We start from the raw sequence: 12,305 nt of genomic DNA, 5'->3' as shown, positions 1-12,305 counted from the left end.
ATTTCTGCGCGTCGCGGTGACGAACAGCTCATTCACGGCGTGATCACAGCGTCGTCACGATCGCACCGTTTTCCCAGCTTGATTGATCAACGAACAAAATTGCGCGGACGGGTTCGCGTTCACGGCGGTCGGTACCAAGAACAAGGTCACCAAGGTCACCGAGGCGCAGGTCAGCGGCTGCGAGGAAGCAGCCGCCCGGACCGTGGAGATGGCTGCTGGCGGGGAGGAGATGCAGCTCAAGCCGGTGGGCATGCGTCAGGGTGCCTCGTTCGCCTCGTTCGCCTCGTTCTCGGAAGGGCCGGGGCCGGTCCGGTCGTTCACGGCAGCGGGACGAGCCTCACCACCGTGACGATCAGGACCGACCCGGACACGTAATAGAGCACGATGGCCCCGGCGACCGTCGCCTCGCGGCGGTCGCGCTCGCTTTTGACGGCGGTGGACCCGTGCCCGTACGGGTCCCGGCCCAGGGTGCGGGCCATCTCGTCCCGGAAGACCTCGCCGTCACGCATCTTGGCCAGGGTGTCGTCGGCGGGCGGGGCGTAGGAGATGCGGAAACTCAAGCGACGGTCCGCCTCTCGGCCTCGTCCTGCGCCAGTCGGTCCAGGATCTTCTCGGCCTCCGGATCGGGTACGGCCTCCAGCATCCAGTGGCGCATGACCGCCTGGATCTCGCCCACCCCGGCGTCGTTGATGGCGCGGTCGAACTCCTCGCGTCTCTCCTCGGGCAGCGCGGCACGGATGGCCGGAATGCTGTTGGGCACGTCGACTTCGGCGCCGCCGACGAAGGTCTTCAGGGGCTCGCCCATGGTTGCTCTCCCCGCTCTCCTTGCTCTCCGCGCACGGCCCGCCCGGGGCCCGTACCGCACTCGCGCGGCTGCGACCCCGCACGAGTGGACTCCCGCCCGCACACGGACCGTTGCTCGGCCTCACGGTAGCGCCAGGTGCCGGGGCGGGCCCGGGGACCGCACGATACGTTCGTCCCATGACAGGAACATCATGGGACATATTGCTGGTTGGTGGGGCGTCAGGCATCGGCAAGAGCCGACTGGCCGCGCGGCTCGCCGCCGAACGCCCGGCGTTCGTGGTCGAGTTCGACGACGTGGTCGGCGCGGTCGAGGCGATGACGACGGCCGAACACCACCCCGCCGTCCATCACTTCGACGACATCCCCGACACCTCCCGGCTCGCTGTCGACGAGGTGCTCGACCTTCAGATCGCCACCGCCCGTGCCCTGGAACCCGCGGTGCTGGGCGTGGTCGACAACCGCCTGACCGTCGACGCCCCCGCAGTGATCGAGGGTGATTACCTCACCCCGGCCGTGGCCGCGACGGCGATCAACCGCGGTGCCGGCTCCGGGCACCGCGTACGGGCGGTGTTCCTGCACGAGGAGGACCCGGACCGGATCACCGCCAACTACGCCTCCCGGGAGCCGGGCAACGGCGAGCAGCGGCACCGGGCTCAGGTCAGCGCCGCGTACTCGCACTGGCTCGCCGCCCAGGCGGCCCACCACGGACTGCCGGTCGTCCCGTGCCGTCCCTGGAACACCCTTGCGGCGCGCGTGGGACAGGCGTTGGCATAGGAGCGAAGACCCCCGCGGCCGGGGGCGCGACCACGCGGCCACCGGCCGGACCGACCACCGACGTCCCCCGCACCCCCGTCCCGGTCCCGTAGTCGCCCCGGTTCCGGAGCCGTCCCCCGTTCCCGGAACCGCCCCGGTCCCGGCCCGTTCGCCCGCCCGGCGTTGTCACACCTCCGTCGTACGCTCGGGTCATGAGCGTTTCCGTGTACTACAGCGCCCGTCGGTCGGAGCCGTTGACCGGCCCCGAGACCGCCGCGGTCGAGCGTGTCGTCGCCGCCCGCACGGCGTCGTTCCCGTACGACGACGAGGAAGACCTCCACCTCTACGACCTGGGTGGCGACGAGGACGGCGAGATCCTCGCGGGATCCACCAAACTGCCGAGCGATCCGGACAGATGGCTGCCGGTGCTCACCCACGTGCTCGACTCCGTCACCGAGCTGCGCCGCGCCGTGGGCGGGGCGGAGTGGCACGTGCACATGGACGACGTCGACGTCCCGTGGGACGAGAACGAGGGGTACGCCCTGCCGGGCATGCGCGACGCGGAGCTCGGCGCCGAGCTCGGCGGCCTCGACTGACTCCCGGACGGGGACGGACGGAGGGCTGACGCAGGACCGGAGGAGACGGCACGCGCGACGCCTCCCGCCGGAGCCGGCCGCGTACGACGACGAGCCCCCGCCCGCGGCGAACTGCGGACGGGGGCTGTCGGAGCCCAGTGGCTACTTCTTCTTGCCCTGGTTCTTCACGGCCTCGATGGCGGCCTTCGCGGCCTCCGGGTCGAGGTAAGTGCCGCCCGGCTTCACGGGGCGGAAGTCGGCGTCCAGTTCGTAGAAGAGCGGGATGCCGGTCGGGATGTTCAGGCCCGCGATGTCGGCGTCGGAGATGCCGTCGAGGTGCTTGACGAGGGCCCGGAGGCTGTTGCCGTGGGCGGCGACCAGGACCGTGCGGCCGGCGAGGAGGTCCGGGACGATGCCGTCGTACCAGTACGGAAGCATGCGGACGACGACGTCCTTGAGGCACTCCGTGCGCGGGCGCAGCTCCGGCGGGATCGTCGCGTAACGGGCGTCGTCGCTCTGGGAGAACTCGGTGCCGTCCTCGAGGGCGGGCGGCGGGGTGTCGTACGAGCGGCGCCAGAGCATGAACTGCTCCTCGCCGAACTCGGCGAGCGTCTGCGCCTTGTCCTTGCCCTGGAGGGCGCCGTAGTGGCGCTCGTTCAGGCGCCAGGAGCGGTGGACGGGGATCCAGTGGCGGTCCGCGGACTCCAGCGCGAGCTGCGCGGTGCGGATGGCGCGCTTCTGGAGGGAGGTGTGCAGCACGTCGGGGAGCAGACCGGCGTCCTTCAGCAGCTCACCGCCGCGGACAGCCTCCTTCTCGCCCTTCTCCGTGAGGTTGACGTCCACCCAACCGGTGAACAGGTTCTTCGCGTTCCACTCGCTCTCGCCGTGACGGAGGAGGATCAGCTTGTACGGTGCGTCGGCCATGGCTCCGAGCGTAATCGAAGCCCCGTGAGCGCCGCGCGGACGGTCACAGGGCGGACGGCCAGGGGTGGGTCAACACCTGTCCAGGCCCCTGACCAGGGCGGACTCGGCCCCTGACCAGGACCGGGTCGGAGTCCCTCGCCGGGTTCGGAGCCGGGGCGGACGGGGGCGGTGCGCGCTCGGGGCGGGAGAGGAGCGCGTCGATTGACGGGGCGCGTCAATCGACTGGCGATCCGGAATCCGGTGACCGTAATGTTCGGTTCGCCGCCGGGCCTCTTACCGGTGGTGTTCGCTCCGTCGTACTTCTCTGGGGGATTCCGCATGTCTGTCGCCGGTGTCAGACGGGCTCTGCAGGAGTCCGTGTCCGGGCTCCCCCGGGAGTTCTGGTGGCTGTGGATCAGCACGCTGGTCAACCGTCTGGGAGCGTTCGTCGCCACGTTCATGGCGCTCTACCTCACCCTGGAGCGGGGCTACTCCGCCTCGTACGCCGGTCTGGTGGCCGCGCTGCACGGCCTCGGCGGGGTCGTGTCCGCGCTCGGGGCCGGGGTGATGACGGACCGGCTGGGGCGTCGGCCCACCATGCTGATCGCACAGACCTCGACCGCCGTGTCCGTGGCCGTGCTCGGATTCATGGTCGATCCGGTGGCGATCGCCGCCGTCGCCTTCGTCGTCGGCATGGCCAGCAACGCCTCGCGGCCCGCCGTCCAGGCCATGATGGCCGACATCGTGCGGCCCGAGGACCGGGTCAGGGCCTTCTCGCTCAACTACTGGGCGATCAACCTCGGCTTCGCCGTCTCGTCGGCCGGGGCCGGATTCGTCGCCGAGTACAGCTATCTCGCCGGGTTCCTGGGCGAGGCCGCGATGACGCTGATCTGTGCCGTCGTCGTCTTCGCCAAGGTGCCCGAGTCGCGGCCCGGGCCCGAGACGTGGTCCGGGAAGGACGGGGCGCCCGGCCGGACGGTTGCCGGGCGCGCGGACGAGGTGCGGCTCTCCACCGTGCTGCGCGACGGCCGGTTCATGAGCGTTGTCGGGCTGTCCTTCGTCATCGCTCTGATCTTCCAGCAGGGATATGTGGGCCTGCCGGTGGCCATGGGTGCGGACGGGTTCTCCAGCTCCGACTTCGGCACCGCCATCGCCGTCAACGGTGTGCTGATCGTGGTGCTCCAGATCCCGGTCACCCGTTTCATCGAGCACCGGGACCCCCGTCGGCTGCTCGTCGTGTCCTCCCTGTTGGCGGGATACGGATTCGGGCTGACCGCGTTCGCCGGGTCCGTCGCCGTCTACGCGTTGAGCATCTGCGTCTGGACGATCGCCGAGATCGTCAACTCGCCCATCCAGACCGGCCTGGTCGTCCGGCTCTCGCCGGCCCGGGGCCGCGGCCGGTACCAGGGCATGTACACGATGTCCTGGTCCGCCGCGGCGCTGGTCGCGCCCCTGATGTCGGGCCAGGTCATCGACCGCTTCGGGGCGCAGTGGCTGTGGGGGGCGTGTGCGGTACTGGGCACCGGTGCCGCGCTCGGCTACTGGCTGCTGATGCGGAACCTTCAAGAGGAGTCCGCGGCGACGCTCGACGGCGGTGCCGGGGCCGGGGCGGCGGGCGTCCGGGCGGGGAACGGCGGGAGCGGGAGCGCCGGGAGTTCCGAGCGTGTCGAGAGCACCGGGCGTGTCGAGTGCGTCGCGAGCGAGGGAGGCGCGCGCAACGGTTCGGCCACCCCGTCGGCGTCCGAGCACCTGTCCGTGGAGAGCGGCTGAGCGCCTGCCGTCCGGGGTGCGACGCGGCGCATGGTCCGTGACGCATGACCCATGACACATGCGGGGCGTGCGTACTGCCACGGCCCATGAAGACACGGCGCACATGCCACGGCGCACATGCCCACGGCGCACACGCCCACAGCCCACATGCCCACGGCGCACATGCCCACGGCGCACACGCCCACAGCCCACACGCCCCCGGCGCACGCGTCCACGATTTGCACGGCTGTGACACACGGCTGTGTCACACACAGCGGCGCCCCGCGCGGAGACGTAACACTCCGCGCGGGGCGCGCGCCCGTCACTGCTGGGCGGCCTCGGTCAGCCGCAGCAGCCGCCGCACTGGCACGGGGCGCCGGACTGGCAGCCGCAGCCGCAGCCCGAGCCGCAGCCACAGGCGCCGAGCAGGGGCAGGTGCACCGCGTCGGCGGGGGTTTCCTGCCGGGGGTCGGTCGTGGGGGAATCGGCCATGGTTCCTCCTCAAGGCGTACGACAGGGCCGTGCGCCGACAGCGACGTACGCACGGCCGGGGCGTACGGACAAGGCGTGCCGCCCCGTCCCATTGGACGCCCACAGGGGCGGGCGCATCAACGGCGCACACGTGCAGAACGCGTGTGCGATCGAAATGCGACCGCGCACGCCGCCCCGCATCCGGACCCGTCCGCCCCTCAGAGCTTCCGCCCCTCAGAGCTTCCGCCCCTCAGAGCTTCCGCCGGGCACCCCGTCCGGTTCGCGCCCTCCCTTACGCGCCCTCCACCGGGGCCTGCTGCTGGATCTCGTCCGCGTGCTCGCCCGTCACCAGATAGACCACACGCTTGGCGACCGACACCGCGTGGTCCGCGAAGCGCTCGTAGTAGCGGCCGAGGAGCGTCACGTCGACGGCGGTCTCGATGCCGTGCTTCCAGCGGTCGTCCATCAGGTGCTGGAACAGGGTGCGGTGCAGCAGGTCCATCTCGTCGTCGTCCTGCTCCAGCTGGAGGGCCAGATCGACGTCCTTCGTGATGATCACCTCGGCCGCCTTGGCCATCAGGCGCTGGGCCAGCTGCCCCATCTCCAGAATCGTCGCGTGCAGGTCGTGCGGCACCGGCGACTCCGGGAACCGCAGCCGGGCGAGCTTCGCGACGTGCTGGGCGAGGTCGCCCGAGCGCTCCAGGTCGGCGCTCATCCGCAGCGAGGTGACCACGATGCGCAGATCGGTCGCCACCGGCTGCTGGCGCGCGAGCAGGGCTATGGCCCGGGCCTCCAGGTCGTGCTGGAGGTCGTCGACCTTCTGGTCCGCGGCGATCACGCTCTCCGCGAGCTTGAGATCGGCATCGAGCATGGCCGTCGTCGCCCGGCCGATCGCCGACCCGACGAGCCGGGCCATCTCGACCAGCCCCTCGCCGATCGAGTCGAGTTCCTCGTGGTAGGCGTCACGCATGGAAGTCCCTCTCCAGTCTTCTGTGCAATACCGGGGCAGGCTGTGAGCCCCACGTTGCCACCTTGGGCGGCGTACGCGTCCGCTTCCGGCCGCCCAAGTGAACCGTCCCTTGCTCCTCGGTGAACTCTGGGCGACGAGTGTTCGGACAGGCACCCGGATGGCTGGGAGAGTCCTCCCGGACCCGCATAACCTTGACGTATGGACGTGAACGCGGCAGTCGCCGCAGCTGCGGCGATCGGCGGTGCGTGTACCGGCGTGATCGCCATGCTCGCGTTCCGCTGGAGCGAGCGCGACCAGAAGAAGCCGACGCGAACCTCTCTGCGGCCCGACAGCAACGCGGCTCTTCCCCCCGGTGTGGACACGGTCCTGTCCGTGCTCAGTTCCTCCGCGGTCGTGCTCGACGAGAGCGACAGCGTGGTCAAGGCCAGCTCCGCCGCCTACGCGCTGGGGCTGGTCAGGGGAGGGCGGCTCGCCGTCGACGCGATGCTGAACATGGCCAGGGACACCCGCAGGGACGGCGAGATAAGGCAGGTCGAACTGGACCTGCCTCGCCGCGGCACCGGCCGCGGCGAGGCCTTGGCGGTCTCCGCCCGGGTCGCCCCGCTGGGCTCCCGGCTGGTGCTGCTGCTGGTCGAGGACCTCACCGAGGCCCGCCGCATCGAGGCGGTACGGCGCGACTTCGTCGCCAATGTCAGCCATGAGCTCAAGACCCCGGTCGGCGCGCTCTCGCTGCTCTCCGAGGCCGTGCTGGACGCCTCCGACGATCCGGAGGCGGTGGAGCGGTTCGCCGGGCGGATGCAGATCGAGGCGACCCGGCTGACCAACCTCGTGCAGGAGATCATCGACCTCTCCCGGGTGCAGAACGACGACCCGCTGGAGGACGCCGAGCCGGTACGCGTGGACGAACTGGTGGCCGAGGCCATCGACCGCTGCCGCCAGCAGGCCGGCTCGAAGCAGATCACCATGGCCGCGGGTGGCACCGCGGAGCTCCGTATATGGGGCAACCGCGGTCAGCTCGCCGCGGCGCTCGGCAACCTCGTCGAGAACGCCGTCAACTACAGCCCCGCCCGTACCCGAGTGGGCATCGCCGCCCGGCGTGTGTCCGTACCCGGCGGGGACCAGATCGAGATCGCGGTGACCGATCAGGGCATCGGCATCTCGGAGAAGGACCGCGAGCGGGTCTTCGAACGGTTCTACCGCGTCGACCCGGCCCGCTCACGGGCCACCGGTGGCACCGGCCTCGGCCTCGCCATCGTCAAGCACGTGGCCGCCTCGCACGGCGGGGAGGTCACGGTCTGGAGCTCGGAGGGCCAGGGCTCCACCTTCACCCTGCGGCTGCCCGAAGCGGGCCCCGCACGGGAACGGGACCGCAGCTCGGGCGGACCGCTCGTCGCCGACGGCGACGAGGGCCCTTATGGACCCGCTCACCCCGACACCCTTGAACCAATCCCTGCCCCGGAGGTCCTTCCGTGACCCGAGTGCTTGTCGTCGAGGACGAGGAGTCCTTCAGCGACGCTCTGTCCTACATGCTCCGCAAGGAGGGTTTCGAAGTCGCCGTCGCGGCCACGGGACCGGACGGTCTTGACGAGTTCGAGCGCAACGGCGCCGATCTCGTACTGCTCGACCTGATGCTGCCGGGCCTGCCCGGCACCGAGGTCTGCCGTCAGCTGCGCAGCAGGTCCAACGTCCCCGTGATCATGGTCACCGCCAAGGACAGCGAGATCGACAAGGTCGTCGGCCTGGAAATAGGAGCCGACGACTACGTCACCAAGCCCTTCTCCTCGCGCGAGCTGGTCGCCCGCATCCGCGCCGTGCTGCGCCGCCGGGGCGAGCCGGAGGAGGTCACCCCGGCAGCCCTTGAGGCGGGGCCGGTCCGGATGGACGTGGACCGCCACGTCGTCACGGTCGCGGGCGGCAAGGTCGACCTGCCGCTCAAGGAGTTCGACCTGCTGGAGATGCTGCTGCGCAATGCGGGCCGTGTGCTGACCCGCATGCAGCTCATCGACCGGGTCTGGGGCGCCGACTACGTGGGCGACACCAAGACCCTCGACGTCCACGTCAAGCGCCTGCGGGCCAAGATCGAGCCGGACCCCGGCGCGCCGCGCTTCCTGGTGACGGTCCGCGGCCTGGGGTACAAGTTCGAGCCGTAGACAACGGCGGTCGCGCGACGGCGGTACACGACGGCGGAGGGCGCCCTTCCCCGAAAGGGAGGGCGCCCTCCGCCGTTCACGTTCCCGTGCGCCTGCCAGGGACCGGCACCCACCGGCTGCGGGTGCCGACGTGTCCCTGTGCGTCCGTCCGGTCAGTCGCCCGACGGGGCGTCGGCCTCGGAGCCGTCCTGGGCGGACGTGTCGTTCTCGGAGTGGGCCCCGCCCGGGGCACCCGGCGTCGCGGAGCCGGTCGGTGCGGTCGGCTTCTGAGAGGGAGCCGTCGGCAGTGAGCTCGGGCCGAAGTCCGTGAAGTGGCTGGTCGCCGGGACGACGAACACGCCGAGCGGGATCTCGCCGGTCGAGCTGAACTTGAAGACGACGTTCTGCACGCTGCCGTCCGGGGCGGCCTCGCGGCCGTTCTCGATCACGGCGGACGCGTTGCCCTTGCCGCCGATGATCACCCTGCCGCCGGCCGGGACGACGACGGGGCCGCTGCCCTCGGCGGCGTGCAGCTTCACCGTGGCGTTCGTGCCCGGCAGGGTGACCGACTCGAGGGTCTGCTGCTTGGTGCCGTCGTTGAAGAGCGTGGCGGAGACCACGGCCGGCCCCTCCGCGTTGCGCTCGGGCTGGGTGATCAGGTTCGCGTTCTGGATGCTGATGTCACCGGAGGTGGTGGCGGCGCTGTCCGGCGTGATCTGGAGCGTGGCTGCGTCATTGCCCGCACCGCACGCGGCGAGCGAGGCGATCGAGAACACGATGGCTGTGGCGGCGAGGGCGCCGTGTCGAAGGCTGCGGCTCACGGCGGCGGCAACTCCTTGAACGATCGGACTGCGGACGGATGGTCGAGCGACGGGGGGTCGCCCTGCGAGCGGCGTAAAGCCGCCCTAAGTGTGTGTCAGCGGCCTTAGGCTACCGAGCCGCCCCGCCCGCCCCGCACCCGACCCGCCCCTTACCCGCTCCGCGCTTCCGCCCCCGGCGCTCCCGAGGCGTGTCCCCGGGCCGACGGCGCCCTGTCGGCACCGCCCTCGGAGCAGCGCGTCCGCTCGTGGCGACGAGAAGCCGCGCTCGGACATACCGGGCGGCCATGCCCGGATGTGCGGGGCGGACGCAACCGGGTTGCGGGGCAGTCGCATCGGAACAACGGGCACCCGCATCCGGTCGCCGCATCCGGTCGTCGCGCGCCGCCGCATCCGATCGCCATGTGCGGTCCTCATGCGCCGACACATGGCGTTCACATATTGCCGGTGATCAATTCATGAGGGTGGCGCATTACGTGCGCATAAGTGATCACGGCGCAGTGTCGATCAATTCCATTGAACGACACCACTTACCTCCACGCATACATCCGTACGAGTGGGCGATCTTCGAACGGAGTATGGAAAGTTTGGCATCGAGAACCCGACAAAATGGGACGTTCGACCACTTCAGAGGGGGGTTCCGGGGTGCGCGAGGTGTACGTTTCGTCCCGCCCGTGCAGCCGCTCCGACCTGCGAATACCGGCTTCCGTGAACCTTCCGCAGCACGTACGTGTCGCTGTTGTCAAGCCCCGAGATATGCCCTGACCTGCGAAAACGCCATTCAGGAGAAGCTGTTCTCGTGTTACCCTTGATAGCCACGGAAGGGGTACCTGTCACATGACGTTCAAGGTTGGCGACACCGTGGTCTATCCCCATCACGGGGCCGCGCTGATCGAGGCTATCGAAACTCGCCAGATCAAAGGCGTGGACAAGACCTACTTGGTGCTCAAGGTCGCCCAGGGCGACTTGACGGTTCGTGTGCCGGCGGACAATGCGGAGTTCGTGGGTGTGCGCGACGTGGTCGGGCAGGAGGGGCTGGACCGGGTCTTCGAGGTGCTGCGTGCGCCGTATGCCGAAGAGCCGACGAACTGGTCCCGGCGCTACAAGGCAAATCTGGAGAAGCTCGCTTCCGGTGATGTCATCAAGGTCGCCGAAGTGGTTCGCGACCTGTGGCGCCGTGAGCGCGAGCGCGGACTCTCCGCGGGCGAGAAGCGAATGCTGGCCAAGGCCCGCCAGATTCTGGTGAGCGAGCTCGCTCTCGCGGAGAACACGAACGAGGACAAGGCCGAGGCTCTGCTCGACGAGGTACTCGCGTCCTGAACCGGCTCGTGCCGGTCATGAAAATGTGCTGCGGTGCCCGCTGACAACCGTGTTCACGGTACGTCGGTCGGGCGCTGCGGCATGTCCGCATGCATGCCGATATCCGGCATGCGGTTCCCGGTATCCGGGTGGGCGTTCCGGTATCGGTGCGGCGCGGTCGCCGGGCACGGAAGGCCGGTACGACGAAGGCCAGGTGCGCCGAAGGGCGGCACGATCCATCTGGATTCAGCCAGGACATGGCTGAATAGCGACGATTATGTTCCGTCGCACCCTTGCGTTGGCTTCAGCGGCGATCCCCCCGATACTTTGCTCGCGATCTTGCGCAGCCGATCCCGAGCGGCCGATGCGGCTCGCCCGGCTTCGACCGGGTGTCACGGAAAGGGCCCGGTCGAGTCGCGGCTCGGCGCCCGGCTCGCTTGTGGCCATACCCACGTCGGCCGTGGAAACAAACATGCCGAAGCTCCGGAGTGCAACCGATGTCTGATCAACCGCGCCTCTCCCGCACCGCCGCCGTGATTCCCGCGGCCGGCCGCGGTGTCCGGCTCGGCCCGGGAGCCCCCAAGGCGCTCCGCGGGCTGGGCGGGACGCCGATGCTCATCCACGCGGTACGGGCCATGGCGGCGTCCCGTTCCGTCTCGCTGGTCGTCGTCGTGGCGCCGCCGGACGGCGCCCCCGAGGTCAAGAACCTGCTGAACGAGCACGCCCTGCCCGAACGCACCGACTACCTCGTCGTGCCCGGTGGCGACACCCGCCAGGAGTCGGTGGGCCTCGGCCTCGACGTCCTGCCCGAGGACATCTCCGTCGTGCTCGTGCACGACGCGGCGCGCCCGCTGGTGCCCGTCGACACGGTGGACGCGGTGATCGAGGCGGTGCGCGACGGCGCGCCCGCCGTCGTCCCCGCGCTGCCGCTCGCCGACACGGTCAAGGAGGTGGAGCCCGGGGCGCCGGGTGAACCGGAGCCGGTGCTCGGCACGCCCGAGCGGGCCCGGCTGCGCGCCGTGCAGACCCCGCAGGGCTTCGACCGCGACACGCTCGTGCGCGCGCACCGCACCGTCGTCGTCGGCGGCGAGGGCGCCACGGACGACGCGGGCATGGTGGAACGGCTCGGGGAGCCGGTCGTGGTCGTCCCCGGGCACGAGGAGGCGTTCAAGGTGACCCGGCCGCTGGATCTGGTGCTGGCCGAGGCGGTACTCGCGCGCAGGAGGGCGAACGATGGCTTCTGAGGAAACGGTTCCCGGGGCGGTGGCGGCCGGGAACGAGTCGGCGGGGCAACGGTCCGCGGCGTCCGCCGGCGGGGACGCGGCGCAGGTCCGGACGGCCGGGCCGGTGATCCCGCTCGTCGGGATCGGCACCGACATCCACGCCTTCGAGGAGGGCCGCGAGCTGTGGTGCGCGGGCCTGCTGTGGGAGGGCGAGGGCCCCGGCCTGGCCGGGCACTCGGACGCCGACGTCGTCGCGCACGCCGCATGCAACGCGCTCTTCTCGGCCGCCGGGCTCGGCGACCTCGGGCAGCACTTCGGCACCGGGCGGCCCGAGTGGTCCGGCGCCTCCGGGGTCACGCTGCTGACCGAGGCGGCGCGGATCGTACGGGCCGCGGGCTTCGAGATCGGGAACGTCGCCGTCCAGGTCGTCGGCGTGCGGCCGAAGATCGGCAAGCGGCGCGGGGAGGCGCAGCGGGTGCTGTCGGACGCCGTGGGGGCGCCCGTCTCGCTCTCCGCCGCGACCTCCGACGGGCTCGGTTTCACCGGGCGGGGCGAGGGCATCGCCGGGATCGCGACCGCGCTGGTCCACCGCACCGGCTGACCCGCCCCGG

General features: G+C 70.7%; 15 protein-coding genes. 9 read left to right on the top strand and 6 right to left on the bottom strand.

Annotated elements, in window-relative coordinates; genetic code table 11:
- The first annotated feature begins 82 nt into the window (after nt 1-82).
- On the top strand, nt 83-349 hold the full coding sequence (locus AMK22_RS27375) for a hypothetical protein (RefSeq protein ID WP_073789290.1): 267 nt from the start codon (nt 83-85) through the stop codon (nt 347-349).
- Here AMK22_RS27375 and AMK22_RS27370 read toward each other — a convergent pair.
- Together AMK22_RS27370 and AMK22_RS27365 are read right to left on the bottom strand one after the other, a co-directional pair.
- Nucleotides 318-560 carry a hypothetical protein gene (locus AMK22_RS27370; protein ID WP_073789288.1) on the bottom strand — a complete coding sequence of 81 codons (243 nt, stop codon included), beginning with the start codon at nt 558-560 and terminating at the stop codon, nt 318-320. The genes AMK22_RS27375 and AMK22_RS27370 overlap by 32 nt on opposite strands.
- On the bottom strand, nt 557-805 hold the full coding sequence (locus AMK22_RS27365) for a hypothetical protein (RefSeq protein WP_073789286.1): 249 nt from the start codon (nt 803-805) through the stop codon (nt 557-559). The genes AMK22_RS27370 and AMK22_RS27365 overlap by 4 nt, the downstream gene beginning before the upstream one ends.
- A gap of 176 nt (nt 806-981) precedes the next feature.
- Here AMK22_RS27365 and AMK22_RS27360 point away from each other — a divergent pair, with 176 nt between their 5' ends.
- Entirely contained in the window at nt 982-1,578 is a 597-nt protein-coding gene (locus tag AMK22_RS27360; RefSeq protein ID WP_073789285.1) for an AAA family ATPase, read from the top strand.
- Nucleotides 1,579-1,769: 191 nt separating this feature from the next.
- The gene (locus AMK22_RS27355) at nt 1,770-2,153 is read left to right on the top strand and encodes a hypothetical protein (RefSeq protein ID WP_073789284.1); all 384 of its coding nucleotides are present in this window, start codon (nt 1,770-1,772) and stop codon (nt 2,151-2,153) included.
- Between the two features lie 141 nt (nt 2,154-2,294).
- Here AMK22_RS27355 and AMK22_RS27350 read toward each other — a convergent pair whose 3' ends face one another.
- Nucleotides 2,295-3,056, bottom strand: coding sequence for a phosphoglyceromutase (locus tag AMK22_RS27350; RefSeq protein WP_073789283.1), 762 nt, complete (start codon nt 3,054-3,056; stop codon nt 2,295-2,297).
- 318 nt (nt 3,057-3,374) lie between these two features.
- Here AMK22_RS27350 and AMK22_RS27345 point away from each other — a divergent pair, with 318 nt between their 5' ends.
- Nucleotides 3,375-4,805, top strand: coding sequence for an MDR family MFS transporter (locus tag AMK22_RS27345; protein ID WP_079186424.1), 1,431 nt, complete (start codon nt 3,375-3,377; stop codon nt 4,803-4,805).
- Nucleotides 4,806-5,126: 321 nt separating this feature from the next.
- On the opposite strand, the gene AMK22_RS40210 is transcribed toward AMK22_RS27345, so the two are convergent.
- A complete protein-coding gene (locus AMK22_RS40210; RefSeq protein ID WP_199883326.1) occupies nt 5,127-5,276 on the bottom strand; it encodes a hypothetical protein in 150 nt (49 codons plus the stop codon).
- A gap of 271 nt (nt 5,277-5,547) precedes the next feature.
- The gene (phoU, locus tag AMK22_RS27340) at nt 5,548-6,225 is read right to left on the bottom strand and encodes a phosphate signaling complex protein PhoU (protein WP_073789282.1); all 678 of its coding nucleotides are present in this window, start codon (nt 6,223-6,225) and stop codon (nt 5,548-5,550) included.
- A 198-nt stretch (nt 6,226-6,423) separates the two neighbouring features.
- On the opposite strand from phoU, the gene AMK22_RS27335 reads away from it, so the two are divergent.
- The gene (locus tag AMK22_RS27335) at nt 6,424-7,698 is read left to right on the top strand and encodes a sensor histidine kinase (RefSeq protein ID WP_073789281.1); all 1,275 of its coding nucleotides are present in this window, start codon (nt 6,424-6,426) and stop codon (nt 7,696-7,698) included.
- Nucleotides 7,695-8,375 carry a response regulator transcription factor gene (locus AMK22_RS27330; RefSeq protein ID WP_073789279.1) on the top strand — a complete coding sequence of 227 codons (681 nt, stop codon included), beginning with the start codon at nt 7,695-7,697 and terminating at the stop codon, nt 8,373-8,375. Before AMK22_RS27335 ends, AMK22_RS27330 begins: the two co-directional genes overlap by 4 nt.
- A gap of 152 nt (nt 8,376-8,527) precedes the next feature.
- Here the strand turns inward: AMK22_RS27330 and AMK22_RS27325 are convergent, their stop codons facing one another.
- Nucleotides 8,528-9,175, bottom strand: coding sequence for a DUF461 domain-containing protein (locus AMK22_RS27325; RefSeq protein WP_073789278.1), 648 nt, complete (start codon nt 9,173-9,175; stop codon nt 8,528-8,530).
- Between the two features lie 834 nt (nt 9,176-10,009).
- Here AMK22_RS27325 and AMK22_RS27315 point away from each other — a divergent pair.
- From AMK22_RS27315 to ispF, 3 genes are all read left to right on the top strand, one after another.
- Entirely contained in the window at nt 10,010-10,492 is a 483-nt protein-coding gene (locus tag AMK22_RS27315) for a CarD family transcriptional regulator (protein ID WP_006380568.1), read from the top strand.
- 476 nt (nt 10,493-10,968) lie between these two features.
- Nucleotides 10,969-11,715, top strand: coding sequence for a 2-C-methyl-D-erythritol 4-phosphate cytidylyltransferase (gene ispD, locus AMK22_RS27310; RefSeq protein WP_073789275.1), 747 nt, complete (start codon nt 10,969-10,971; stop codon nt 11,713-11,715).
- Entirely contained in the window at nt 11,705-12,295 is a 591-nt protein-coding gene (gene ispF, locus AMK22_RS27305; protein ID WP_242434151.1) for a 2-C-methyl-D-erythritol 2,4-cyclodiphosphate synthase, read from the top strand. Before ispD ends, ispF begins: the two co-directional genes overlap by 11 nt.
- The last annotated feature ends 10 nt before the right edge of the window (nt 12,296-12,305 follow it).

It is taken from the genome of Streptomyces sp. CB01580 (assembly GCF_001905795.1).
Lineage (GTDB): Bacteria > Actinomycetota > Actinomycetes > Streptomycetales > Streptomycetaceae > Streptomyces.
Note: the sequence above shows the minus strand (reverse complement) of the source record. Positions and strands in the feature narration are given on the sequence as shown.

Bases quoted from the DNA above. Each gene is read 5' to 3' on its own strand.
- AMK22_RS27365 (WP_073789286.1), bottom strand. From the start codon at position 805: ATGGGCGAGCCCCTGAAGACCTTCGTCGGCGGCGCCGAAGTCGACGTG.
- AMK22_RS27360 (WP_073789285.1), top strand. From the start codon at position 982: ATGACAGGAACATCATGGGACATATTGCTGGTTGGTGGGGCGTCAGGC.
- AMK22_RS27355 (WP_073789284.1), top strand. From the start codon at position 1,770: ATGAGCGTTTCCGTGTACTACAGCGCCCGTCGGTCGGAGCCGTTGACC.
- AMK22_RS27350 (WP_073789283.1), bottom strand. From the start codon at position 3,056: ATGGCCGACGCACCGTACAAGCTGATCCTCCTCCGTCACGGCGAGAGC.
- AMK22_RS27345 (WP_079186424.1), top strand. From the start codon at position 3,375: ATGTCTGTCGCCGGTGTCAGACGGGCTCTGCAGGAGTCCGTGTCCGGG.
- AMK22_RS40210 (WP_199883326.1), bottom strand. From the start codon at position 5,276: ATGGCCGATTCCCCCACGACCGACCCCCGGCAGGAAACCCCCGCCGAC.
- phoU (WP_073789282.1), bottom strand. From the start codon at position 6,225: ATGCGTGACGCCTACCACGAGGAACTCGACTCGATCGGCGAGGGGCTG.
- AMK22_RS27335 (WP_073789281.1), top strand. From the start codon at position 6,424: ATGGACGTGAACGCGGCAGTCGCCGCAGCTGCGGCGATCGGCGGTGCG.
- AMK22_RS27315 (WP_006380568.1), top strand. From the start codon at position 10,010: ATGACGTTCAAGGTTGGCGACACCGTGGTCTATCCCCATCACGGGGCC.
- ispD (WP_073789275.1), top strand. From the start codon at position 10,969: ATGTCTGATCAACCGCGCCTCTCCCGCACCGCCGCCGTGATTCCCGCG.
- ispF (WP_242434151.1), top strand. From the start codon at position 11,705: ATGGCTTCTGAGGAAACGGTTCCCGGGGCGGTGGCGGCCGGGAACGAG.